This is a genomic window from Pseudomonas sp. NFX5 (assembly GCF_049132125.1).
Classification (GTDB): Bacteria; Pseudomonadota; Gammaproteobacteria; order Pseudomonadales; family Pseudomonadaceae; genus Aquipseudomonas; species Aquipseudomonas marginalis.
On sequence record NZ_JAFMZG010000028.1, the window covers coordinates 79,189 to 102,407 of the forward strand.

Consider the following 23,219-nt stretch of genomic DNA (forward strand, 5'->3'; position numbering starts at 1 on the left):
GGTGACGCAGGTGTGAAAGGTCTGACAGGCGTCAGCGCGCCAGCCGATGCAGTCCGACGAACACCGCCGCCCAAAGCAGCGCCAGCCCCGCCAGGGTGGGTAGCAGTGGGTAGCCAAAATGCACGCCCGCCAACTGGCTCCCGGCGTAATACGACAACGGCCCCCCGATCGCCCCCAATGCGGCCGCACGCCACCAGGGCCGTGCACTCCAGGCCAGGCAATGGCGCAGGGTGGTGGCCAGCACCGCCCACAGCAGGATCAGCCAAAAGGGAATCAGCGGTCCGGGCTCGCTGAAGTGAAACACCCCCAGGCTGCGCAGCAACGTATCCAGTAGCGTGCCCAGCAGCGTCACGCGGATAATCAGCGCGCCGTCGGTGGCCCACGAACTTATCCACAGCAGGTGGATTGCCAGCACCGCCAGCCCCACCAGCAACCAAGGGCTATCGCCACCGAGTACGCAGGCAAACCACCCGCACTGGAACAGCACGGCATTGATCAGTGGTTTAAGCACTGAAGCGCCCGAGCAACGGAGGGTTGATGGCCGACGGTTTGGCCAACAGCAATTGCGCCGTGCCAATGGTGCGCTCCATAAAGCCGCCCTCGCAGTAGCACAGGTAAAACTCCCACAGTCGCAGGAAATATTCGTCGTAGCCCAACTCCGTCAGGCGGCCGTGGGCGTGGCGAAAGTTCTCGTGCCACAGGCGCAGGGTTCGCGCGTAGTGCAGGCCGAAGTCCTCCATGTGCAACAGGTTCATGTCGGTGTCGCGGCTGACGATATGCAGCATGTTCTGCACACTGGGCAAGGCGCCGCCGGGGAAGATATAGCGCTGGATAAAGTCGACGCTGTTCTTCGCCTGTTCAAAGCGTTGCTCACGGATGGTGATGGCTTGCAGCAACATCAGGCCATCGCGCTTGAGCAGGTGCGCGCACTGCTTGAAGTAGGTCGGCAGGAACCGATGGCCCACCGCTTCGATCATTTCGATGGACACCAGCTTGTCGTACTCGCCGGTCAGGTCGCGGTAGTCCTGCAGCAATAACGTGACCTGGTCTTGCAGGCCCAAGGCGGTGATGCGTTTTTCGGTGTAGGCGAACTGCTCTTTGGACAAGGTCGTGGTGGTGACTTTGCAGCCGTACTGCTGCGCCGCATACAGCGCCATGCTGCCCCAGCCGGTGCCGATTTCCAGCAGATGATCGGTGGGCTTGAGCGCGAGCTTCTGGCAGATGCGTTGCAGTTTGTTCAGTTGCGCCTGTTCCAGGCTGTCGTCGGGCGTCAGGAACTGCGCGGCCGAATACATCATGGTCGGGTCGAGGAATTCTTCGAACAGCTCATTGCCGAGGTCGTAGTGGGCGGCGATGTTTTTCTGCGAGCCCTTGCGCGTGTTGCGGTTGAGCCAGTGCAGGCCTTGGGTGAACGGCCGTGCCAATCTCGCCAGGCCACCCTCCATTGCATCGAGCACATCCAGGTTACTCACCATCACCCGCACCACCGCCGTCAGGTCCGGGCTGGTCCAATAGCCGTGGATAAAGGCCTCGCCCGCACCGATGGAGCCGTTGGCCGCCACCAGCCCCCAGACCGCCGAATCGACAATCTGGATTTCCCCCAGCAGGTGCGCTTCCCGTGCGCCGAATACCTGGCGCTCGCCGTCCTCGATCACCACCAACTGGCCATGGCGCAGTTGGCTGAGTTGGCGCAGCACGCCCTTGCGCAGCAGCGCACCGGTCATGCCGTTGACGTTCAGGCGGTGGGTCTTGACCGATAAGCTAGGGGATTTCATGGCGGCGATCCTTGGTGTACCCGACAGCTGTGCGAGAGGCGCCGTCGGCGGCCTGATGGGAAAAAATCGGTGTGCGCTTGAGCAACAGGCGCAGGGCCTGCCAATAGATGGCCAGGCAGGTCTTGGCGGTCATCCACGGATAGCGCCACAGGTAACGGTGCAGGCTGGCGCGGTTCAGCGTTTCCCTGTGCAGGCTCAAGGTGGCGTCGAAGACTTTCACCTCGCCCTGCCAATCGGCCATGTGCACGCCGAGCCTGGTGGCGGGCGGGCTGAAGCTCATGCGGTATTCCAGGTCGCGCGGCAAAAACGGCGACACGTGAAACGCCTTGGCCACGGCGAAGTGTTGGTGCTGATCCGCGCCGAGGGCCTGGGCCGGCAGCACGTAGTGATAGCGCTCGCGCCATGGGGTGTTGGTCACTTCGCACAGGATCGCGGCCAGTTGCCCATCGGCCTCGAAGCAGTAGAAGAAACTCACCGGGTTAAAAGCCAGGCCCCAACTGCGGGCCTGGGTCAGCAGGCAGATAACGCCCAGGGGTGTATGCCCCAGGGCCTTGCCGACTTCCTGGCGCACGGCATCGGTCAAACTCATGCCGTGGCGCGTGAATTCACGCAGGTAGTCCTGCTGGCGAAAGCCGAAGGGCGCCAGGCGACTTGCACCGGCCAGGGGCGACAGCCCGAGCACTTCGTCTTGTTCGCTGAGGTCCAGATACAGCAGGCCGATGCGGTAGCGAAAGGCATGAGCCTTGGGGGCAAACCGCCGATGGGCGATCCAGCCGCTGTACAGGGCGCTGTTCACAGGCTTTCCCCGAAGGCTTCGGCTACGCGCAGGGCGCTGACGACGCCGTCTTCATGGAAGCCGTTGGCCCAATAGGCGCCGCAGTACCAGGTATGGCGGGTGCCGTTCAGTTCTTCCCAGCGTGCTTGTGCGGCCACGGCGGCCAGGCTGTATTGCGGGTGGGCGTAGGTATAGCGCGCGAGGATCTTCAGCGGGTTGATCATCGAGGTCTGGTTGAGGCTGACGCAAAAGGTGGTGGCGCTGTCGATGCCTTGCAGGATGTTCATGTCATAGGTGACAGCGGCCTGGGTCTGCGTGTCGCCGCTCAGCCGGTAGTTCCAGCTGGCCCAGGCCAGTTTGCGCTCGGGCAGCAGGCGCGTGTCGGTGTGCAGCACCACGTCATTGTCGGCGTAGGGCAGGGCGCCGAGGATCTCCTGCTCGGCCTGGCTTGGGTCGCCGAGCAGGGCCAGTGCCTGGTCGCTGTGGCAGGCGAACACCACCTTGTCGAAGGCTTCGGTGCCGGCGGCGCTGTAAATGATTACGCCCTCTGCGTCACGCTCGACCAGATGCACCGGGCAGTCGAGGCGGATCTGCTCGCGAAAGCTGCGGGTCAACGGTTCGATATAACGGCTGGAGCCACCCTCGATCACGCACCACTGCGGCCGATTGTTCACCGAGAGCAAACCGTGGTTCTTGAAGAAACGCACAAAGAACTGCAACGGAAAGTCGAGCATGTCCGCCAGGGACATCGACCAGATCGCCGCGCCCATCGGCACGATGTAATGCCGGATAAACCGTGGCCCGTAGCCCCCGGCTTCGAGGTAGTCACCCAAGGTCATCTCGGCGCTGATGCGCTGCTCTTGCAGGTCCAGCGGCGCCTGGCGATTGAAGCGCAGGATGTCACGCAGCATGCCCCAGAAGCCCGGCGAGAGGATATTGCGGCGCTGGGCAAACAGGCTGTTGAGGTTGTTGCCGTTGTACTCGAAGCCGCTGCCCTGATCGCACACCGAAAAGCTCATCTCGGTGGGTTTGAAGGTCACGCCGATCTGCCCCAGCAAGCGGATGAAGTTGGGGTAGGTCCAGTCGTTGAACACGATGAAGCCGGTGTCCACGGCATAGGGTTTGCCCTCGACGGTGACGTTGACCGTGTGGGTGTGCCCGCCGATACGGTCGCCGGCCTCGAACAGGGTGATGTCGTGGCGGCGGCTGAGCAGGTAGGCACTGGTCAGCCCGGCGATACCGCTGCCGATAATGGCGATCTTCACAGGTCGTCCTTTTTCGGTGGCGGGCTGCGCAACATGCGTTTGCCGATGATCAATTGCGCGCGGTTCGGCAGTTTCGACAGCGGCCACAGCGTGGCGATAAACAGCGCGGGGAAGGCGATCTCCAGCGGGCGTTTTTCCAGCTTGGCGAAGATATGCCGCGCAGCCTTGTCGGCTGACCAGCTCAGGGGCATCGGGAAGTCATTGCGCTCGGTGAGTGGGGTGTCGACGAAGCCCGGGCTGATCACCGTGACATCAATGTTTTCGGTCGACAGGCTGATGCGCAGGGATTCGAACAGGTAGCGCAGCCCGGCCTTGGACGCGCCATACGCTTCGGCCCGTGGCATCGGCAGGTAGGTCACGGCGCTGGCGACGCCCACCAGGTGTGGCGTGCGCCCGGCGCGCAACAACGGCAGCGCCGCTTCAATGCAGTAACTGCTGGCCAGCAGGTTGGTGCGCACCACGTGTTCGATAATCGAGGCATCGAATTGCCTGGCGTCGACATATTCACAGGTGCCGGCGTTGAGGATGACGGTGTCGACCGAACCCCAGGTCGCGCCGATGTGTTCACCGATCTCGCGCACGGTCTGGCTGTTGGTCAGGTCGCCGGCCACCACCAGCACCTGGCCGGGGTACCGTTGGGCGAGTGCTTCCAGCGGGCCTTTGGTGCGTGAACTGAGGGCCACGTGGGCGCCGCTGTTGAGCAGCTCCACGGCCAGCGCAGCACCGATGCCACTGCTGGCACCGGTCAGCCAATAACGACGGGGCGGCAGTGCGTTCATCCCACTCTCCTTTTCAACCAACTGACGACCCCACCCAACACGGGAAGGTGTTCGTACAACAGGGCGCCGGCGTCGAAGTAATCGCGGTGGCGGTACACCTTGTCACGCCACATCAAATGCGAGCAGCCCTCCACGCGGATGACCTTGCCTTTGCCCAGGCGCGGGTGGCAGAAACTCATGTTCCAGCGCAGGTAACCTTCGCCTTCGGCCACCTGGTCGAAACCATGGAAGTCGAAGCGCAGCTGGCTGACGTTGCTGTACAACTCGGCGAAATACGTGTGCAGCGCGGTCAGTCCATGGACTTCATGCAGTGGGTCAGTGAACGCGATGTCCTGGCTGTAGAGGCTGTCGAGCAGCTGCAGATTGTGCTTGTCCAGCGAGGCAAAGGCCTGGGCGAAGCGGCGCAGGAAGTCACTCATGTTCGGCGACCTCCTGGCGTGAAGGCAGGTTGCGAAAGGCTGCGAGGGCGCGTTCGCGGGATTTTTTCAGGTCGACAATCGAGCGCGGGTAATCCGCCACGCCAAACAGGCCGCCGAGCGCTTGCGGGTTGTGCACTTCCTTCTTGTTCAGCGTGGCCAGCTCCGGCAGCCAGCGCTTGATAAACACGCCGTCGCCGTCGAATTTTTCCGACTGGCTCAGCGGGCTGAAAATCCGGAAATACGGCGCCGAATCGGTGCCGGTGGATGAACTCCATTGCCAGCCGCCGTTGTTGGCGGCGAGGTCACCGTCGATCAGGTGGCGCATGAAGAAGCGCTCGCCTTCGCGCCAGTCGATCAACAGGTTCTTGGTCAGGAACATCGCCACTACCATGCGCAGGCGGTTATGCATCCAGCCGGTTTCCAGCAACTGGCGCATCGCGGCATCGATGATCGGCAGGCCGGTGCGCGCCTGTTGCCAGGCGGCGAGGTCCTCGGGCGCATCGCGCCAGGCCAGGGCTTCGGTCTCGGGACGGAAAGCGCGGTGACGGGAGACCCGCGGGTAGCCGACCAGAATGTGCTTGTAGAACTCACGCCATAGCAGTTCGTTGATCCAGGTGATGGCGCCGATGTCGCCGCTTTCGAACTCGCCCTGGTTGGTTTGCAGGGCGGCGTGCAGGCATTGGCGCGGCGAAACCACACCGGCGGCCAGGTAGGCGGAGAGCTGGCTGGTGCCGGGCTTGGCCGGAAAGTCCCGTTCGTCTTTGTAGTAGCTGATCTGCTGGTCGGCAAAGGCGTCGAGGCGGCGGCGGGCTTCGTCTTCGCCGGCGGGCCAGAGGGCGCGCAAGGTGTCGCTGGGCGGTTCGAAGCCGTCGACCTGTTCGGGAATCGGATCGCTCTTGAGCGCGAGCGCGGCTTGGGCCTTGGGCGTTGCGACCCGACGCGGCAGGGCGCTGTGCAGGCGCGCGTAGCAGACCTTGCGGAACTGGCTGAACACCTGGAAGTAGGTGCCGGTCTTGGTCAGCACGCTGCCCGGTTGGAAAAGCAGTTGGTCCAGGTAGCTGTGGAACGTCACGCCGACGGCCTCCAGGGCCTTGGCAACGGCGGCATCGCGACGGCTTTCATGGATGCCGTATTCCTCGTTGACGTGCACCGACTCCACGGCCAGTTCCCGGCACAGTTGACTCAACATGGCGGGAACCTGATCCCAGTCAGCGGCATGGCGGATCAGCAAGGGAATGTTCAGGGCGCCCAGGGCCTGGCTCAAGTGCTGCAGGTTGCGCAGCCAGAAATCCACTTTGCAGGGGGCATCGTCATGGGCCAGCCATTGCTCGGGCGTGACCAGGTACACGGCCGCCACCGGGCCTCGCTGGCAGGCCGCGGCCAGGGCGGTGTTGTCGTGAAGGCGCAAGTCGGTGCGCAGCCAGATCAAGTGCATTTAGATAAGTCCACGCTGGATCAGGAGCTGATGGGCCGACAACGGGTCTTCGGCCACGAACAATTGCGCAATGTCTTGGGTTAATACGGACAGCTCGGTCTGGTGGATGCAGACCGTGGGTCCGACGAGCAGTTTTGCGCAATTGACGCCAGCCAGCAGCTTGCTCAGTGCCGGCAATTGCAGGGCCATGCTCGAATACAGGAGCACGGCGCGCGGTTGCAGGTGTTCCACCGCCAGGGCCAGCTCGCCGGTGGGCAACGGCCAGTCGAAGACTTCCACCGGGCAATCGGCGCTGCTGGCCAGCCAGGCGCTGAGCCACAGGTGCGGCTCCAGGGGCAGGTCGGAGTGGTTGACCAGCAGCAGCGGCGCGCCGTGCAACTGCCGGTTGTTGTGGTAGATGCGTGCACCGAACTTGCTGCGCAGCCAGGACAGGAAAAACACCCGCTCCATCTGTGCGCCAAACTGGCCTTGCCAGCGCTGTTCCAGCTCCTGCAGCAACGGCAGCAGCAATTGCTCGCACAGGGTGCGCGGCGGGTACAGCGCCATCGCCTGGTTAAACACATCGTCCACCCGGCGTTCGGCCAGTTCGCTGACGGCCTGTACCAGGTTCTGGCGCAAGGCGTGCCACTCGTTCTCGACGGCATCGGGAAGGGCCTGGGCGGAATCGATCAGGCCTTTGACCTGGCTGACCGGCACGCCGCGATTGAGCCAGGTGAGGATGGTGTGGATGCGTTGGACATGGTCCGCATTGAACAGCCGATGGCCCTTGGGGGTGCGCTGGGGCACGATCAGGCCATAACGGCGCTCCCAGGCGCGCAGGGTCACGGCGTTGACGCCGGTCTGGCGCGCCACTTCACGAATCGGCAGCCAGCCGTCTTCGAGGGCTTGGGCGATGTCTGCGCCGGGTTCGTCTTGCAAGATAGCGGTCATGACGCTTTTCATGGTTTAGATCGCATTACGCAGGCTGAGATTTTCCGGGTGCGGCTGCAAGTAGGCCTGCTGCGCGATGTAGCGGTCCGGGTGTTGGCGAAAGTGATGCTTGAGCAGGGTCAACGGCACCACCAGCGGCACGATGCCCTGGTGATACTGGCTGATGACCGTCTGCATTTCCTGTTTGTCATCGGCGCTGATGGCCTGCTTGAGGTAGCCGCTGATGTGTTGCAGCACGTTGGTGTGGGTGCCGCGGGTGGCGCACTTTTTCAGACCGGTCATCAAGTCGCTGAAATAGCAGGCGGCCACCTCGTCGAGGTTGACGTCCCTGGCCATGCTGCCGAGGCGGTGGCCAAGGCTCTTGTAGTGCATCAGGCTGTGGGCCATCAGCAAATACTTGTAGCGCGCGTGAAACGCCAGCAGGCGGTGGCGGGTCAGGCCCTCGGCCAGCAGTTGCTGCCAACTGGCGTAGACGAAGACGCGGGTCAGGAAGTTTTCCCGCAGTACCGGGTCATTCAGGCGGCCGTCTTCTTCCACAGGCAGGTTCGGGTGGCGCGCGCAGAACGCCTGGGCGTAGATGCCACGCCCGCCGCCCTCCACCGGCGCTCCGTTTTCACGGTAGACCTTGACGCGTTCCAGGCCGCAGGACGGCGACTTCTGCATGAAGATGTAGCCGCACAGGTCAGTGTGTTCGGCGGCCATTTTGCGGCCGTATGCGTCCAGCGGCGCGGTGACATTCAGCTCGTGGTGTACGGTGCCGACGGCCTGGGGCTGTTCGGCATCGCCCACCAGGCGAATGGTTTCACGGGGGATACCGAGGCCGATCGCCACTTCCGGGCACAGCGGCACAAAGTCGAAGTACTCGGCGAGGACCTCGCTGCATAGCTGGGACTGCTTGTGACCGCCATTGAAACGCACGTTCTCGCCCAGCAGGCAGGCGCTGATGCCAATCTTCGGCTTGATGGACGGTGTGCTGGGCATGGCCAAACCTCTGCAAGATTCCTGTACAAGATCTGAAATCTGTACAACTAAATCTCATCATAGGTTTGATGCTGTACAAGTCAAATATTTTGTACAAGTATTTGCGCGGGGCTATTTCCAGCCGATTTGCCAAGCCTCGGCATTTTGCAGGGTTTGCCAGGCCAGGCGCTGGGCACGCAGGGTCATCACGGCTTGCAACTCGATTTCCAGCACTGTGCCGTCTTCGTCACGAAACAGTTCGGTCACCAGAAAGTGTTTTTCCTTGTTGCGGGGCCGGGCTGCCGTCCACTTCGACAGCAGCAATTTGGCCGGGTTGATGCGGTTCATTGCAGGTGCTCGATCAACCGTCGCGCGGCTTCCTGGCCACTGAGCCACGCCCCTTCCACGCGGCCCGAGAGGCACCAGTCGCCACACACGTACAGGCCCAGGTCGGCGTCGGCCAGCACCCCGAACTCATGGGCGGCTGACGGCCGTGCGTAGAGCCAGCGGTGGGCCAGGCTGAAGGACGGTGCGGGCATGGCGCTGTGCAGCAATTCGGCGAAGGCGCCGTGCAGGTGTTCGATGACCGCGTCCTTGGACAGGTCCAGGTGGGCCTTGCTCCAGGTGCTGGTGGCATGCAGCACCCAGGTGTCGAGGGTCGTATCGCGCCCGGGCTTGCTGCGGTTGCGCGCCAGCCAGTCCAGCGGGCTGTCTTGCACGAAGCAGCCTTCCATAGGGGTATCCAGGGGCTTGTCGAAGGCCAGGGCAATGGCCCAGGTCGGGTCCATCTTCACGCCGGCGGCGGCACTCGCCAATTTGGGCGCTGCCGCCAGCAGGGCCGTGGCCTGGGGCGCAGGCGTGGCGATGATCACATGGCTGAACGGGCCGTGGTTTTCGCCGTCGGCATCCAGCAGGTTCCAGTGTTGCTTGCCTTGGAACACTTCGGTGATCCGGCAACCGAACTCCACCGGCAGGTCATCGAGCAGGGCGCGGGTAATGGCGCTCATGCGCGGCGTGCCGACCCAGCGGATCTGTTCATCGGGGGAGGGCGTGAGTTGGCCGGACTTGAAGTTGTACAGCTGGGGCTTCCACTGCTCGGCCCAGCCGTTGCTTTGCCAGCGCTGCACTTCGTTGACGAAGCGTCGGTCGCGGGCGGTGAAGTATTGGGCGCCCATGTCCAATGCGCCGGCGTCGCTGCGCTTGCTGGACATGCGGCCGCCGCTGCCGCGGCTTTTATCGAAGAGTTGTACAACGTGCCCGGCGTCTTGTAACGCTCGGGCGGCGGAGAGACCGGCGATGCCGGTGCCGATGATCGCGATGGGGACAGTCATGGGAGGCCTCGTTTTACCGTTGGGTACAGGCTACGCCGACACCAATAGCTGTACAATATTATTTTTTGGTATAAGTTTTGGCGTACCTGATCGCTTGGCGTGACCTATGGTTAAGCATGAGGCTTAAACAAAAGTCACGCTCGATTACAAATTGATCCCTGCTTATAAAATAGACTAGTGATCGGCGGCGAACGTTACATGAGGAGCGTCCCATGCATATTTTGCTGACCGGCGGTACCGGCCTGATCGGTCGCCAACTCTGCCAACACTGGATTGCCCAAGGTCATCGCCTGACGGTGTGGAGCCGCCATCCTGAAGACGTCGCCCGGTTATGCGGTGCAACGGTGCTCGGGGTGGCTCGTCTGGAGGAGGTGATTGGCGCGGTGGACGCGGTGGTCAACCTGGCAGGCGCGCCGATAGCTGACCGTCCCTGGACCCACAAACGCAAGGCGCTGCTCTGGAGCAGCCGCATCGGCTTGACCGAAACCCTGCTGGCCTGGCTCGAAAGCCAGGCGCAGAAGCCGGCGGTGCTGGTTTCCGGTTCGGCGGTGGGCTGGTACGGCGACGGCGGCGAGCGCGAACTGACCGAGGCGAGTGGGCCGGTACAGGACGATTTCCCCAGCCAACTGTGCATCGCCTGGGAAGAAACCGCCCAACGTGCCGAAGCGATGGGCATCCGCGTGGTGCTGGTGCGCACCGGCCTGGTACTGGCGGCCGAGGGCGGCTTTTTGTCGCGCCTGTTGCTGCCGTTCAAACTCGGGCTGGGCGGGCCTATCGGCAACGGGCGGCAGTGGATGCCGTGGGTGCATATCAAGGATCAAATCGCCTTGATTGATTTTCTTCTGCACAAGGATGACGCCAGCGGTCCTTATAATGCCTGCGCGCCGCACCCGGTGCGTAACCGCGAGTTCGCCAGGACATTGGGCCAGGCGCTGCACCGCCCGGCGTTCATGCCGATGCCGGCCTTTGTGTTGAAGGTGGGTTTGGGCGAGTTGTCCGGCTTGTTGCTGGGCGGCCAGAAAGCAATGCCCGAACGCTTGCTGGCGGCCGGTTTCACTTTCCAGTTCACTGAGTTGCGTGCGGCCTTGGACGACGTTTCCAGCCGCCGCTAAGAGATAGGATGTTGCATGACGGATCACGCGTTGTTACTGGTCAACCTGGGTTCACCGGCGTCCACTTCGGTGGCCGATGTGCGCAGCTACCTCAATCAGTTCCTGATGGACCCTTATGTCATCGATCTGCCGTGGCCGGTGCGGCGCTTGCTGGTGTCGCTGATCCTGATCAAGCGCCCCGAGCAATCGGCCCATGCCTACGCCTCGATCTGGTGGGACGAGGGCTCGCCGCTGGTGGTGCTCAGTCGTCGCCTACAGCAGCAGATGACCGCGCAGTGGACCCAGGGGCCAGTGGAGCTGGCGATGCGTTATGGCGAGCCTTCCCTGGAAACGACGCTCACGCGGCTGGCCGCCCAAGGTATTCAAAAGGTCACCTTGGCGCCCTTGTACCCGCAATTTGCCGACAGCACCGTGACCACAGTGATTGAAGAAGCCAAGCGGGTAGTGCGTGACAAAAAGCTCAACGTACAGTTCTCGATCCTGCAGCCATTCTACGATCAGGCGGAATACCTCGACGCGTTGGCAGCCAGCGCCCGACCTTATATAGACGCGCATTACGACCACTTGCTGCTGAGCTTCCACGGCTTGCCCGAGCGCCATCTGAAAAAGCTCGACCCGACCGGCCAGCATTGCTTCAAGGATGCGGACTGCTGCAAGAACGCCTCGCCTGAGGTGCTCGCGACCTGCTACCGCGCACAATGCTTCAGCGTTGCCCGCGACTTCGCCGCGCGCCTGGGCTTGCCCGACGACAAATGGTCGGTGGCGTTCCAGTCGCGCCTGGGCCGTGCGAAGTGGATCGAACCCTACACCGAGGCACGCCTGGAAGCGCTGGCCCGGCAAGGGGTGAAAAAGCTGCTGGTGATGTGCCCCGCGTTTGTTGCCGACTGCATTGAGACCCTGGAAGAGATCGGTGATCGTGGTCGGGAGCAATTCCGCGAGGCGGGCGGTGAGGAGTTGGTGCTGGTGCCGTGTTTGAATGACGATCCGCAGTGGGCGGCAGCGCTCAATACGCTCTGCGAAAGAGCACCGCTGTCACTGTAGGAGCGAGCTTGCTCGCGAAGGTCGTTAACGATAACGCAGCGCCTCTGGGGTAACGCGGCGCTCTCAGGTGCTTCGCGAGCAAGCTCGCTCCTACAAGGGGGGGTTAGAGGTTGAGGGTCAGGCTGACGGTGAGATTGCGCGGCTCGCCGGGATTGATCCAGTAATTGCTATAGGACCGCTCGTAGTACTTTTCATCGAACAAGTTGTTGAGGTTCAGGCCCACGGTGACGCTCTGCGTGGCCTTGTAATGGGCCAGCAAGTCGACGGTGTGGTAGGCGGGCAATTCAAAGCGGCTGCCCGCTTCACCCGAGCGATCCCCCACATAGGTGAACGCCGCGCCCAGGTCTGAACCGCGCAGCGCGCCGTCCTGGAATTCATACACCCCCAACAGGCTGCCGCTGCGCTTGGCTACGCCGAGGATGCGGCTGCCCGCAGGAATGGCTTTATCACCCTTGGTCACTTCGGCGTCGATGTAGGCAAGCGCGCCGATCACGCGTACGGCATCGGTCAGTTGTCCTGTCAGTTGCAGGTCGAAGCCCTGGCTGCGTGCCTTGCCCATGGCGCGGTTGGTGTTGGTGGCCGGGTCCAGGGCCAGCACGTTTTCCTTTTCGATATGGAAGGCGGCGAGGGTGGTGCTGAGGCGGTCGTCGAACAGCTCGCTCTTGATCCCCACCTCGTAGCCCACGCCTTCTTCGGGCTTGAAGGTGTTACCGCTGGCGTCCAGGCCGCTGTTGGGCTTGAACGAAGTGGAGGCGTTGGCGAATACGCCGACCTCTGGCGTCAGTTGATACAGCAGACCGGCGCGCTGGGTAAGTGCGTCGTGGGTTTGCCGACTCTTGGCGTGGTTGCGGGTGAAGTCGTCGGTGCTTTGTTCGAAATGCTCGAAGCGCGCGCCGACCATGCCGCGCAGGCGGTCCGTGAAGATGATCTGGTCTTGCAGGTTCAGCGCCTGGCTTTTGGTCTGTTCGAAGAAGTCGGTGCCGGAACGTGCGCCATTGGGTTTGGGCTGGCCGTAGACCGGGTTGTAGAGGTCGATGGCGTAGGGGCTGCCGGCAATGGCGGTGACGCGCTCCTTCTTGCGGTAGTCCTCGTATTCGGTGCCGACCAGCAATTCATGCTGCCAACTGCCAAGGTCGAACAGACCGCGCAGTTCCAGTTGGGTGATGCTGTCGTGCCAACCCATGGAACGTTCGCGGTAACGGCGGTTGAGGGTGTGGCCGTCGGCGTTCAGCGCGCGGTTTTCCGAGGCGTCGCCCCACAGGCTGCCTTGCTTGTAGTGGCTGGCCAGGCGCAGTTTCCAGGCGTCGTTGAGATGATGCTCGAGGGTCGCCTGGATGCGGTTGTTGTGGTTGTCGATATCGCCGTCGTTGGGTTCGCCGAGGAAGGTGGAGCGTGATACGCCTGGGGCATCGACGATGCCCCGGTCGAAGGTGGAGCTGTGGCGTACGAATTCGCTTTCTACCAGCAGGTGGGTGTCCGGGTCCAGCTGCCAGCTGAATGAGGGCGCGACGAATACGCGCTTGCTCTCGACGTGATCGCGGAAGCTGTTGTTGTCCTCCACCGCCAGGTTGACCCGCGACAGCAGGTCGCCCTCGCTGTCCAGCGGCGTATTGATATCGACGGCAGTGCGATAACGGTCCCAACTGCCCGCGCTGGTTTGCATGGTGGTGAAGGCTTCGGGCTGGGGTTTTTTGGTGACGATATTCACCGTGCCACCGGGATCACCGCGGCCATACAGGCTGGCTGCGGGGCCCTTGAGCACTTCGATGCGTTCGATATTGGCCGCGTCCGGTGTGCTCGGGTAGCCGCGGTTGGCGCTGAAACCGTCCTGGTAGAACTCCGAGGTGGTGAAGCCGCGCACGCTGTATTCGTAGAGCGTGAGGCCGCCAAAGTTGTTCTGCTTGGACACTCCGCCGGCAAACTCCAGGGCGCGTTCCACGTTGGTGCTGCCCAGGTCCGTGAGTACCGAGGCGGGAATCACGCTGATGGACTGTGGGATGTCGCGCAGGGCGGTGTCGGTTTTAGTCGCGCTGGCAGAGCGGGTGGCACGGTAGCCTTTGACCGGGCCGGTGGCGGATTCATAGGCGTCGGTAGTGACGCTGATGGTATCCAGCTCAACGGTGTTTTCTTCGGCAAACGCGGGATCCAGCAGCAGACCCAAGGCCAGGCCAGCCAGGGGGGCAAACTTTCGAGACGGCATGATAGAGCGTTCCAATAGCGATATTGAAACAATATAACATAACCGATGAGAATGGATTCGCTTTGAAATATGAGCTTACAGGTACCCGCGAACGGGTACCTGGCGAGGTGGTTTATTCCTCTTCCTTGACCGGTGCAGGGGGTGGACGCAGGCCGATTTCCGCCAGCAGCTTGATCTCTTTACCGTTGCGCATCACCTGGATCGCCACCTTGTCGGTTGGCTTGATCCGCGCCACCTGGTTCATCGACTTGCGCCCATCACCGGCCGGTTCGCCGTTGATGCTGAGGATCACATCCCCCAGCTGCAGGCCGGCTTTCTGCGCCGGGCCATCGCGGAAAATCCCGGCAACCACGATGCCTGGGCGCCCGGTCAGGCCGAACGACTCGGCCAGCTCCTTGGTCAGCGGCTGTACTTCGATCCCCAGCCAGCCGCGAATCACCTGGCCGTGCTCGATGATCGACTTCATCACTTCCATCGCCAGCTTTACCGGGATCGCAAAGCCGATGCCCTGGGAGCCGCCGGACTTGGAGAAAATCGCCGTGTTGATGCCGGTCAGGTTGCCATTGGCATCCACCAGTGCGCCGCCGGAGTTGCCCGGGTTGATCGCCGCGTCGGTCTGGATAAAGTCCTCGTAGCTGTTCAGCCCCAGTTGGTTTCGCCCGGTGGCGCTGATGATGCCCATGGTCACCGTCTGGCCCACTCCGAACGGGTTGCCGATAGCCAGTGCCACATCACCCACCCGCAGCCCATCGGAGCGGCCGAGGGTGATGGACGGCAGGCTTTTCAGATCGATCTTCAGGACCGCGAGGTCGGTTTCCGGGTCGCTGCCCACCACGCGGGCCAGGGTTTCACGGCCGTCACGCAGGGCCACCACAATCTGGTCGGCGCCGGTGGTCACGTGGTTATTGGTGAGGATGTAGCCTTCGGGGCTCATGATCACCCCGGAACCCAGGCTGGACTCCATGCGGCGCTGCTTGGGCCCGTTGTCACCGAAGTAGCGGCGGAACTGCGGGTCTTCAAACAACGGATGGGCCGGCTTGTTGATGACCTTGGTGGTGTACAGGTTGACCACCGCAGGAGCGGCGATGACCACCGCGTCCGCGTAAGTCACCGGGCCTTGCACCACCGAGCTGGTCTGGGGCGCCTGTTGCAGGTTGACATCAAGGCTGGGCAAGCCCACCCACTGGGGATAACGCTGAATAATCAGCATCGCGATCAGCACGCCAGCCAGCAATGGCCATCCAAAAAAACGCAGTGCCTTGAGCATCAAGTAAGTCCTGACAGGTTGCAGGGGGCGGGAGAGCGCCCATAATGTCGCGCATTATACGAGGCTGCGAGCGCCTCGGAACGGGATATTTAGGAGTCTTTTATGGCCGTCCCCCTTACCACCCTCGTCGAGGAAGCGGACCGCTACCTCGGCAGCGCAAAGATTGCCGATTACTGCCCCAATGGCCTGCAGGTCGAGGGGCGGCCGCAAGTGATGCGCATCGTCAGCGGCGTGACCGCCAGCCAGGCCCTGCTGGACGCGGCCGTCGAAGCCCAGGCCGATTTGATCCTGGTGCACCACGGTTATTTCTGGAAAGGCGAAACCCCCTGTATCACCGGCATGAAGCAACGCCGCCTGAAAACCCTGCTCAAACACGACATCAGCCTGCTGGCCTACCACCTGCCGCTGGACCTGCACCCCGACGTTGGCAATAACGTGCAACTCGCCCGCCAGTTGGATATCACCGTCGAAGGCCCACTGGACCCGAGCAACCCCAGGGTCGTCGGCCTGGTCGGCTCGCTCGTCGAACCGCTGTCGCCCCGCGACTTCGCCCGGCGTGTGCAGGACGTGATGGGCCGCGAGCCGCTGCTGATCGAAGGCAGCCAGATGATCCGCCGCGTCGGCTGGTGCACCGGTGGCGGCCAGGGTTACATCGACAACGCCATCGCCGCGGGCGTCGATCTGTTCCTGAGCGGCGAAGCTTCCGAGCAAACCTTCCACAGTGCCCGGGAAAACGACATCAGCTTTATCGCCGCCGGCCACCACGCCACCGAACGTTACGGCGTACAGGCGCTGGGCGATTACCTGGCGCGGCGCTTCGCCCTGGAGCATCTGTTCATCGATTGCCCCAACCCGATTTGATGGCCAAACCTTGGGGCATATTGATATACCGTTTCGATCTAGCTGGCGCCCTGAATAGAAGAAGGTGCTGTGCTAGCATGCCCCGCTCGAACACGGCCCGCTGGCCGTCCATAAGATCGTTTTTCCGTGAGTAACCATGGTCGACAAACTGACGCATCTGAAACAGCTGGAGGCGGAAAGCATCCACATCATCCGCGAGGTCGCCGCCGAGTTCGATAACCCGGTGATGCTCTACTCGATCGGTAAAGACTCCGCCGTGATGCTGCACCTGGCGCGCAAGGCCTTCTTCCCGGGCAAGCTGCCGTTCCCGGTGATGCACGTCGACACCCGCTGGAAATTCCAGGAGATGTACAAGTTCCGCGACAAAATGGTCGAGGAACTGGGCCTGGACCTGATCACCCATGTCAACCCGGATGGCGTGGCGCAGGGCATCAACCCGTTCACCCACGGCAGCGCCAAGCACACCGACATCATGAAGACCGAAGGCCTCAAGCAGGCCTTGGACAAGCATGGTTTCGACGCGGCCTTCGGCGGTGCCCGTCGCGATGAAGAGAAATCCCGCGCCAAAGAGCGCGTGTACTCATTCCGCGACAGCAAGCACCGGTGGGACCCGAAGAACCAGCGCCCGGAGCTGTGGAACGTCTACAACGGCAACGTCAACAAGGGCGAGTCGATCCGTGTGTTCCCGCTGTCCAACTGGACCGAGCTGGATATCTGGCAGTACATCTACCTGGAAGGCATCCCGATCGTGCCGCTGTACTTCGCCGCCGAGCGCGATGTCATCGAGAAGAACGGCACGTTGATCATGATCGACGACGACCGCATCCTCGAGCACTTGTCCGACGAAGACAAAGCCCGAATCGTCAAAAAGAAAGTACGTTTCCGTACCCTTGGCTGCTACCCGTTGACGGGCGCGGTGGAGTCCGAAGCCGAGACGCTGACGGACATCATTCAGGAAATGCTCCTGACGCGAACTTCCGAGCGCCAGGGCCGTGTCATCGACCACGATGGTGCCGGCTCGATGGAAGATAAAAAACGTCAAGGCTATTTCTAAGGGGCTGTCATGTCGCATCAATCTGATTTGATCAGCGAGGACATCCTCGCCTACCTGGGCCAGCACGAGCGCAAGGAAATGTTGCGCTTCCTGACCTGTGGCAACGTCGACGACGGCAAGAGCACCCTGATCGGGCGCCTGCTGCACGACTCCAAGATGATCTACGAAGATCACCTGGAAGCCATCACCCGTGACTCGAAAAAGTCCGGTACCACCGGTGACGACATCGACCTGGCGTTGCTGGTCGACGGCCTGCAGGCCGAGCGTGAGCAGGGCATCACCATCGATGTCGCCTACCGCTACTTCTCCACCGCCAAGCGCAAGTTCATCATCGCCGACACCCCCGGCCATGAGCAGTACACCCGCAACATGGCCACCGGTGCCTCCACCTGTGACCTGGCGATCATCCTGATCGACGCGCGCTACGGCGTGCAGACCCAGACCCGTCGCCACAGTTATATCGCTTCGCTGCTGGGCATCAAGCACATCGTGATCGCCGTCAACAAGATGGACATCAATGGCTTTGACCAAAGCGTGTTCGAGTCGATCAAGGCCGATTACCTGAAGTTCGCCGAAGGCATCGCCTTCAAGCCGAGCACCATGGCATTCGTGCCGATGTCGGCGCTCAAGGGCGACAACGTGGTGAACAAGAGCGAGCACTCGCCCTGGTACACCGGCCAGTCGCTGATGGAGATCCTCGAGACCGTCGAGATCGCCAACGACCGCAACTACACCGACCTGCGTTTCCCGGTGCAGTACGTCAACCGTCCGAACCTGAACTTCCGTGGGTTCGCCGGCACCCTGGCCAGCGGCATCGTGCACAAGGGCGACGAAGTCGTGGTACTGCCGTCGGGCAAGAGCAGCCGCGTCAAATCCATCGTCACCTTCGAAGGTGAGCTGGAACACGCCGGCCCAGGCCAGGCCGTGACCCTGACCATGGAAGACGAGATCGACATCTCCCGTGGCGACCTGCTGGTGCATGCCGACAACGTGCCGCAAGTGACCGACGCCTTCGACGCCATGCTGGTGTGGATGGCCGAAGAACCGATGCTGCCGGGCAAGAAATACGACATCAAGCGCGCCACCAGCTACGTGCCGGGTTCCATCACCAGCATCGTGCACCGTGTGGACGTGAACACCCTGGCCGAAGGCCCTGCGAGTTCGCTGCAACTGAACGAAATCGGCCGGGTCAAGGTCAGCCTCGACGCCGCCATCGCGTTGGATGGCTATGACAGCAACCGCACCACCGGTGCGTTTATCGTCATCGACCGCCTGACCAACGGCACCGTGGGCGCCGGCATGATCATCGCGCCGCCGGTCACCCACGGCAGTGCGGCGCATCACGGCAAGTTGGCCCATGTCGCCACCGAGGAGCGCGCCCAGCGTTTCGGCCAGCAACCGGCTACCGTGTTGTTCAGCGGTCTGTCAGGCGCGGGCAAGAGCACCTTGGCCTATGCGGTCGAGCGCAAGCTGTTCGACATGGGCCGTGCGGTGTTCGTGCTGGATGGCCAGAACCTGCGTCACGACCTGAACAAGGGCTTGCCCCAGGACCGTGCCGGGCGTACCGAAAACTGGCGCCGTGCCGCTCACGTGGCGCGTCAGTTCAACGAAGCCGGCCTGCTGACCCTGGCCGCATTCGTTGCCCCGGATGCCGAAGGCCGTGAACAGGCCAAGGCGCTGATTGGCAGCGACCGCCTGTTGACCGTGTACGTGCAGGCCTCCCCGCAGGTGTGCGCCGAGCGTGATCCGCAGGGCTTGTACGCGGCGGGTGGGGATAACATCCCTGGCGAATCCTTCCCGTACGACGTGCCGTTGAATGCCGACCTGGTAATCGACACCCAGGCCTTGTCGCTGGAAGACAGCGTCAAGCAAGTGCTGGAGCTGTTGCGTCAGCGCGGCGCGATCTAAGCCTCGCGCAGTCAAATGTGGGAGGGGGCTTGCCCCCGATAGCGGTGGATCAGTGACAGATGTACTGACTGACACACTGCTATCGAGGGCAAGCCCTCTCCCACATTTTGATCATCGTTTGTCTGGGAAGTCTTTATGCAGCGTGTCCAGTAACGCATCCTTCTCTTCCCACAGTTGGTTGATCCACCCCTGGAACGCCAACCGATACTCCCCATCCTGCTCATAATTCCTGCCGATAAACTCTGCCGGAATCTGCACCTCTTCAAACTGCACCACAACGTCCTTCACATTCCCGCACAGCAAGTCCCAATACCCCGGGCGCCCGCCAGGGTAGTGAATGGTCACATTGACCAGTGATTTCAGCTGTTCTCCCATGGCATCCAGCACAAACGCGATACCACCCGCCTTGGGCTTGAGCAGGTAGCGAAACGGCGACTTCTGCTGCGCATGCTTGCCCGGTGTAAAACGCGTGCCTTCGGCAAAGTTGAAAATACCCACCGGGTTGTCGCGAAACTTCGCACAGGTCTTGCGAGTGGTTTCCAGGTCCTTGCCTTTCTTCTCCGGGTGTTTTTCCAGGTAGGCCTTGGTGTAGCGCTTCATGAAGGGAAAGCCCAGTGCCCACCACGCCAGGCCAATCACCGGCACCCAGATCAACTCCTGCTTGAGGAAGAACTTCAGCGGGCGAATCCGACGATTGAGCACATATTGCAGGACCATGATGTCGACCCAGCTCTGATGGTTGCTGGTCACCAGGTACGAGTGCTGGTAGTCCAGGCCTTCAAGACCTTTAAGGTGCCAACGGGTATGGCGCACCAGGTTCATCCAGCCCTTGTTGTTGGTGACCCAGGCTTCGTGGGTGTGGTTCATCAGCCATTCGCTGAAGCCCTTGGCGAAGGGCAGTGCCTTGAACAGCGCCACGATAAACAGGAACGAACACAGCAGGATCGTATTCAGCGCCAACAGCAGCGAAGCGATCACCCCGCGTACGGCGGCAGGTAGAAAATCCAGCATTTAGATATCCATAGGTCGGTTGGCGGCTTGGATCGCAGTCAGCGCGATGGTGTACACGATGTCGTCGACCTGGGCACCCCGTGGCAGGTCGTTGACCGGTTTGCGCAGGCCTTGGAGCATCGGCCCCAGGCTGACGCAATCGGCACTGCGTTGCACGGCCTTGTGCGTGGTGTTGCCGGTGTTCAGGTCCGGGAACACAAACACGGTGGCTTTGCCGGCGACCAGGCTGTCGGGGGCCAGTTGGCGGGCGACGGTTTCGTTGGCGGCGGCGTCGTATTGCAGCGGGCCGTCGATCAGCAGTGAGCTTTGCTGTTCATGGGCGAGCAGGGTGGCTTCGCGGACTTTCTCCACTTCCTCACCGCTGGCCGAGTCGCCGCTGGAGTAGCTGATCATCGCCACACGCGGGGTGATACCGAAGGCAGCGGCCGAGTCGGCGCTTTGCAAGGCGATTTCCGCCAGCTCGGCGGCACTGGGGTGCGGGTTCATCACACAGTCGCCGTAGACCAGCACCTGCTCGGGAAACAGCATGAAGAACACCGACGACACCAGGGTGCAGCCCGGTGCGGTCTTGATCAGCTGCAGAGCCGGGCGAATGGTGTTGGCGGTGGAGTGGATAACCCCGGAAACCAGGCCGTCCACTTCATCCAGTGCGAGCATCATGGTGGCGATCACCACGGTGTCTTCCAGTTGCTGCTCGGCCATCGGCGCATTCAGGCTCTTGCTCTTGCGCAGGGCAACCATGGGCTCGACGTAGCGCTGGCGGATCAGGTCCGGGTCGAGAATCTCCAGGCCTTCGGGCAATTCGATGCCTTGCGCGCGCGCGACCGCTTCTACGTCAGCCGGCTTGGCCAGCAGCACGCAGCGCGCGATGCCCCGGGCCTGGCAGATGGCGGCGGCTTGCACGGTCAGCGGTTCGCTGCCCTCGGGCAGCACGATGCGTTTGTTGGCCGCCTGGGCGCGCTGGATCAGCTGGTAGCGGAACACCGCCGGCGACAGGCGCATCTCCCGTGGCGTGCCGCAACGCTGGTGCAGCCAGCGCGCATCGAGGTGGCTGGCGACGAAATCGGTGATGATCTCCGCGCGCTCGCGGTCATCGATGGGGATTTCCTTGTTGAGGTTGTTGAGCAGGTTGGCGGTCTCGTAGGAACCGGTACTCACCGACAGCACCGGCAACCCGGCCTGGAAGGCGCCGCGGCACAGCTCCATGATGCGCGGGTCGGGCAGGGTGTCGCTGGTCAGCAGCAGGCCGGCCAGGGGCACGCCGTTGATCGCGGCCAGGCTGACGGCGAGGATGATGTCGTCACGGTCGCCGGGGGTCACCACCAGCACGCCGGGCTTGAGCAGCTCCACGGTGTTACGCATGGTGCGGGCGCAGATGATGATCTTGGTCATGCGTCGGGTTTCGTAGTCGCCGGCGTTGAGGATCTGCGCGCCCATCAGGTCGGCCACGTCGCGGGTGCGCGGCGCGTTGAGTTCCGGCTGGTAAGGAATGCAGCCGAGCAGGCGGAAATCACCGCTGCGCAGCAAGGGCGAATGCTCCTTGAGGCGCGCCGAGAAGGCTTCCATGCTTTCGTCGGTGCGCACCTTGTTCAGGATCACGCCGAGCACTTTCGGGTCTTTCGGGCCGCCGAACAACTGGGCCTGCAGTTCCACGCGGCCGGAGAGTTCGGTGAGCACTTCGTTTTCCGGGGCCGAGACCAGGATCACTTCCGCATCCAGGCTCTTGGCCAGGTGCAGGTTGACCCGGGCCGCATAGCTGGCGCTGCGGGTCGGTACCATGCCTTCGACGATCAGCACGTCCTTGCCCACGGCGGCCTGCTGATAAAGGGTGATGATTTCTTCGAGCAGCTCGTCGAGCTGGCCGTCGCCGAGCATGCGTTCCACGTGAGCCAGGCCTAGTGGTTGTGGCGGCTTGAGGCCATGGGTGCGAGCCACCAGCTCGGTGGAGCGTTCGGGGCCGGTATCGCCGGGATGCGGCTGGGCAATCGGCTTGAAAAAACCGACTTTCAGGCCGGCTCGCTCAAGGGTACGCACCAGCCCAAGGCTGATGGAGGTCAGACCCACACCAAAATCGGTGGGCGCGATAAAAAAAGTCTGCATGCGAATTCTCTGGAGGTGCATGGCTTCGGTGGCGCCCTATGGTTGAGTGCCTACCGGGAATCAGGCGCCAAGGTTATCGTTATTCGGGCGCTTGCGCACACCAGCCGCAGGCAAAGGGCTGGCCTATTTTTTCCAGGCGCTGCGCGGCGTCGAGTACCCAGGCGCGAGACTGCCATGGCGGCTGGTGGCGCAGGTGCTGGGTGTGGCCGCAGGACAGCCCGGCAACCCAGTGACCCTCCTCGTCCTGATGGAAACCGATGACCAAGGATGCCGTTGATCGGCCCCGTCCGTCCGGGTTCTGTTCGCTTTCGGGCAAATCCTTGTTTAGACTTGTCCGTTCTTCATTCTTATGCAAAAGGTCTCGCCCCATGACGATCGCCGCTAACAAGGCTGTCTCCATCGACTATACCCTGACCAACGACGCTGGTGAGGTCATCGACAGCTCAGCCGGCGGCGCGCCGCTGGTCTACCTGCAAGGCGCAGGTAACATCATCCCAGGCCTGGAAAAGGCTCTGGAAGGCAAGAACGTCGGTGATGAGCTGACCGTTGCCGTAGAACCTGAAGATGCCTACGGCGAATACTCCGCCGAACTGGTCAGCACCCTGAGCCGCAGCATGTTCGAAGGTGTTGATGAGTTGGAAGTGGGCATGCAGTTCCACGCTTCCGCGCCGGACGGTCAAATGCAGATCGTCACCATCCGTGACCTGGACGGCGACGACGTTACCGTCGACGGCAACCACCCTCTGGCTGGCCAGCGCCTGAACTTCCAAGTGAAGATCGTTGCCATCCGTGACGCTTCCCAGGAAGAAGTGGCCCACGGTCACGTCCACGGTGAAGGCGGTCATCACCATTGATTGATGTTTTGATCAAGTGGTAGCAAAAACGCCCCGGCTGGTTCGGGGCGTTTTTTTGTGCGCTTGAAAATCTCTACCGGATACCCCGGCCACATTTTGATCGTGGTGTATTTTCAGGCACAAACAAAAATGCCCCAGACCT

Annotated in this window: 22 protein-coding genes; 6 read left to right on the forward strand and 16 right to left on the reverse strand. The window is 62.3% G+C overall.

All coding sequences use genetic code 11. The annotated features are described in order from the left end of the window. Window positions 1-31: 31 nt before the first annotated feature. The 11 genes from J1N02_RS17435 to J1N02_RS17485 form a co-directional block, all read right to left on the reverse strand. Entirely contained in the window at window positions 32-511 is a 480-nt protein-coding gene (locus J1N02_RS17435) for a DUF2878 domain-containing protein (RefSeq protein WP_421147520.1), read from the reverse strand. Then, on the reverse strand, window positions 504-1,775 hold the full coding sequence (locus tag J1N02_RS17440) for a class I SAM-dependent methyltransferase (protein ID WP_421147521.1): 1,272 nt from the start codon (window positions 1,773-1,775) through the stop codon (window positions 504-506). Before J1N02_RS17440 ends, J1N02_RS17435 begins: the two co-directional genes overlap by 8 nt. After that, window positions 1,762-2,571, reverse strand: coding sequence for a DUF1365 domain-containing protein (locus J1N02_RS17445; RefSeq protein ID WP_421147522.1), 810 nt, complete (start codon window positions 2,569-2,571; stop codon window positions 1,762-1,764). The genes J1N02_RS17440 and J1N02_RS17445 overlap by 14 nt, the downstream gene beginning before the upstream one ends. Next, window positions 2,568-3,815: an NAD(P)/FAD-dependent oxidoreductase gene (locus J1N02_RS17450; RefSeq protein ID WP_108573863.1), complete on the reverse strand. Its 1,248-nt coding sequence runs from the start codon at window positions 3,813-3,815 to the stop codon at window positions 2,568-2,570. The genes J1N02_RS17445 and J1N02_RS17450 overlap by 4 nt, the downstream gene beginning before the upstream one ends. After that, window positions 3,812-4,594 (reverse strand): SDR family NAD(P)-dependent oxidoreductase, encoded by a 783-nt coding sequence (locus J1N02_RS17455; RefSeq protein ID WP_421147523.1) that lies wholly within the window; start codon window positions 4,592-4,594, stop codon window positions 3,812-3,814. Before J1N02_RS17455 ends, J1N02_RS17450 begins: the two co-directional genes overlap by 4 nt. Beyond that, window positions 4,591-5,013 carry a nuclear transport factor 2 family protein gene (locus J1N02_RS17460; RefSeq protein WP_027606873.1) on the reverse strand — a complete coding sequence of 141 codons (423 nt, stop codon included), beginning with the start codon at window positions 5,011-5,013 and terminating at the stop codon, window positions 4,591-4,593. The genes J1N02_RS17455 and J1N02_RS17460 overlap by 4 nt, the downstream gene beginning before the upstream one ends. Then, window positions 5,006-6,448, reverse strand: coding sequence for a deoxyribodipyrimidine photo-lyase (gene phrB, locus J1N02_RS17465; RefSeq protein ID WP_421147524.1), 1,443 nt, complete (start codon window positions 6,446-6,448; stop codon window positions 5,006-5,008). The genes J1N02_RS17460 and phrB overlap by 8 nt, the downstream gene beginning before the upstream one ends. Next, complete coding sequence (locus tag J1N02_RS17470) at window positions 6,449-7,378, reverse strand: MerR family transcriptional regulator (RefSeq protein WP_027606871.1); 930 nt, start codon at window positions 7,376-7,378, stop codon at window positions 6,449-6,451. It lies immediately after the preceding gene. A gap of 15 nt (window positions 7,379-7,393) precedes the next feature. Further along, window positions 7,394-8,359 (reverse strand): YbgA family protein, encoded by a 966-nt coding sequence (locus J1N02_RS17475; protein WP_065924059.1) that lies wholly within the window; start codon window positions 8,357-8,359, stop codon window positions 7,394-7,396. A 111-nt stretch (window positions 8,360-8,470) separates the two neighbouring features. After that, window positions 8,471-8,686, reverse strand: coding sequence for a TIGR02450 family Trp-rich protein (locus J1N02_RS17480; protein WP_027606869.1), 216 nt, complete (start codon window positions 8,684-8,686; stop codon window positions 8,471-8,473). Next, window positions 8,683-9,669, reverse strand: a complete 987-nt coding sequence (locus tag J1N02_RS17485; protein WP_027606868.1) for an NAD(P)/FAD-dependent oxidoreductase — start codon at window positions 9,667-9,669, stop codon at window positions 8,683-8,685. The genes J1N02_RS17480 and J1N02_RS17485 overlap by 4 nt, the downstream gene beginning before the upstream one ends. 212 nt (window positions 9,670-9,881) lie before the next feature. On the opposite strand from J1N02_RS17485, the gene J1N02_RS17490 reads away from it, so the two are divergent. Both J1N02_RS17490 and hemH read left to right on the forward strand, forming a co-directional pair. Further along, entirely contained in the window at window positions 9,882-10,781 is a 900-nt protein-coding gene (locus J1N02_RS17490; RefSeq protein ID WP_421147525.1) for a TIGR01777 family oxidoreductase, read from the forward strand. 15 nt (window positions 10,782-10,796) lie between these two features. Continuing rightward, window positions 10,797-11,822: a ferrochelatase gene (gene hemH, locus J1N02_RS17495; protein ID WP_065938463.1), complete on the forward strand. Its 1,026-nt coding sequence runs from the start codon at window positions 10,797-10,799 to the stop codon at window positions 11,820-11,822. Window positions 11,823-11,925: 103 nt separating this feature from the next. Here the strand turns inward: hemH and J1N02_RS17500 are convergent, their stop codons facing one another. Both J1N02_RS17500 and algW read right to left on the reverse strand, forming a co-directional pair. Beyond that, entirely contained in the window at window positions 11,926-14,022 is a 2,097-nt protein-coding gene (locus tag J1N02_RS17500) for a TonB-dependent siderophore receptor (protein ID WP_421147526.1), read from the reverse strand. A 112-nt stretch (window positions 14,023-14,134) separates the two neighbouring features. Continuing rightward, complete coding sequence (gene algW, locus J1N02_RS17505; protein WP_027606864.1) at window positions 14,135-15,289, reverse strand: Do family serine endopeptidase AlgW; 1,155 nt, start codon at window positions 15,287-15,289, stop codon at window positions 14,135-14,137. A 102-nt stretch (window positions 15,290-15,391) separates the two neighbouring features. Between algW and J1N02_RS17510 the strand changes: the two genes are divergently transcribed. The 3 genes from J1N02_RS17510 to cysN all read left to right on the forward strand — a co-directional run bounded on the left by J1N02_RS17510 (window position 15,392) and on the right by cysN (window position 19,112). Beyond that, entirely contained in the window at window positions 15,392-16,150 is a 759-nt protein-coding gene (locus J1N02_RS17510; protein ID WP_368963156.1) for a Nif3-like dinuclear metal center hexameric protein, read from the forward strand. Between the two features lie 136 nt (window positions 16,151-16,286). Then, a complete protein-coding gene (gene cysD / locus J1N02_RS17515; RefSeq protein WP_017137614.1) occupies window positions 16,287-17,204 on the forward strand; it encodes a sulfate adenylyltransferase subunit CysD in 918 nt (305 codons plus the stop codon). Window positions 17,205-17,213: 9 nt separating this feature from the next. After that, window positions 17,214-19,112, forward strand: a complete 1,899-nt coding sequence (gene cysN, locus J1N02_RS17520) for a sulfate adenylyltransferase subunit CysN (RefSeq protein WP_065924067.1) — start codon at window positions 17,214-17,216, stop codon at window positions 19,110-19,112. A gap of 111 nt (window positions 19,113-19,223) precedes the next feature. Here cysN and J1N02_RS17525 read toward each other — a convergent pair whose 3' ends face one another. The 3 genes from J1N02_RS17525 to J1N02_RS17535 form a co-directional block, all read right to left on the reverse strand. Then, window positions 19,224-20,123, reverse strand: a complete 900-nt coding sequence (locus J1N02_RS17525; RefSeq protein WP_421147527.1) for an acyltransferase — start codon at window positions 20,121-20,123, stop codon at window positions 19,224-19,226. Further along, the gene (gene pta, locus J1N02_RS17530) at window positions 20,124-22,223 is read right to left on the reverse strand and encodes a phosphate acetyltransferase (RefSeq protein ID WP_027606860.1); all 2,100 of its coding nucleotides are present in this window, start codon (window positions 22,221-22,223) and stop codon (window positions 20,124-20,126) included. It lies immediately after the preceding gene. A gap of 79 nt (window positions 22,224-22,302) precedes the next feature. After that, window positions 22,303-22,593 carry a DUF3565 domain-containing protein gene (locus tag J1N02_RS17535; RefSeq protein ID WP_313904232.1) on the reverse strand — a complete coding sequence of 97 codons (291 nt, stop codon included), beginning with the start codon at window positions 22,591-22,593 and terminating at the stop codon, window positions 22,303-22,305. Between J1N02_RS17535 and J1N02_RS17540 the strand changes: the two genes are divergently transcribed. Next, the gene (locus tag J1N02_RS17540; protein ID WP_003188398.1) at window positions 22,592-23,077 is read left to right on the forward strand and encodes an FKBP-type peptidyl-prolyl cis-trans isomerase; all 486 of its coding nucleotides are present in this window, start codon (window positions 22,592-22,594) and stop codon (window positions 23,075-23,077) included. The genes J1N02_RS17535 and J1N02_RS17540 overlap by 2 nt on opposite strands. Window positions 23,078-23,219 lie beyond the last annotated feature (142 nt).

Coding starts and splice junctions, on each gene's coding strand:
- J1N02_RS17510 (WP_368963156.1), top strand. CDS start 15,392: ATGGCCGTCCCCCTTACCACCCTCGTCGAGGAAGCGGACCGCTACCTC.
- J1N02_RS17540 (WP_003188398.1), top strand. CDS start 22,592: ATGACGATCGCCGCTAACAAGGCTGTCTCCATCGACTATACCCTGACC.
- J1N02_RS17470 (WP_027606871.1), bottom strand. CDS start 7,378: ATGACCGCTATCTTGCAAGACGAACCCGGCGCAGACATCGCCCAAGCC.
- pta (WP_027606860.1), bottom strand. CDS start 22,223: ATGCAGACTTTTTTTATCGCGCCCACCGATTTTGGTGTGGGTCTGACC.
- J1N02_RS17480 (WP_027606869.1), bottom strand. CDS start 8,686: ATGAACCGCATCAACCCGGCCAAATTGCTGCTGTCGAAGTGGACGGCA.
- J1N02_RS17460 (WP_027606873.1), bottom strand. CDS start 5,013: ATGAGTGACTTCCTGCGCCGCTTCGCCCAGGCCTTTGCCTCGCTGGAC.
- J1N02_RS17500 (WP_421147526.1), bottom strand. CDS start 14,022: ATGCCGTCTCGAAAGTTTGCCCCCCTGGCTGGCCTGGCCTTGGGTCTG.
- J1N02_RS17455 (WP_421147523.1), bottom strand. CDS start 4,594: ATGAACGCACTGCCGCCCCGTCGTTATTGGCTGACCGGTGCCAGCAGT.
- cysD (WP_017137614.1), top strand. CDS start 16,287: ATGGTCGACAAACTGACGCATCTGAAACAGCTGGAGGCGGAAAGCATC.
- J1N02_RS17440 (WP_421147521.1), bottom strand. CDS start 1,775: ATGAAATCCCCTAGCTTATCGGTCAAGACCCACCGCCTGAACGTCAAC.
- J1N02_RS17485 (WP_027606868.1), bottom strand. CDS start 9,669: ATGACTGTCCCCATCGCGATCATCGGCACCGGCATCGCCGGTCTCTCC.
- algW (WP_027606864.1), bottom strand. CDS start 15,289: ATGCTCAAGGCACTGCGTTTTTTTGGATGGCCATTGCTGGCTGGCGTG.
- J1N02_RS17525 (WP_421147527.1), bottom strand. CDS start 20,123: ATGCTGGATTTTCTACCTGCCGCCGTACGCGGGGTGATCGCTTCGCTG.
- J1N02_RS17535 (WP_313904232.1), bottom strand. CDS start 22,593: ATGGGGCGAGACCTTTTGCATAAGAATGAAGAACGGACAAGTCTAAAC.
- J1N02_RS17490 (WP_421147525.1), top strand. CDS start 9,882: ATGCATATTTTGCTGACCGGCGGTACCGGCCTGATCGGTCGCCAACTC.
- hemH (WP_065938463.1), top strand. CDS start 10,797: ATGACGGATCACGCGTTGTTACTGGTCAACCTGGGTTCACCGGCGTCC.
- phrB (WP_421147524.1), bottom strand. CDS start 6,448: ATGCACTTGATCTGGCTGCGCACCGACTTGCGCCTTCACGACAACACC.
- J1N02_RS17475 (WP_065924059.1), bottom strand. CDS start 8,359: ATGCCCAGCACACCGTCCATCAAGCCGAAGATTGGCATCAGCGCCTGC.
- cysN (WP_065924067.1), top strand. CDS start 17,214: ATGTCGCATCAATCTGATTTGATCAGCGAGGACATCCTCGCCTACCTG.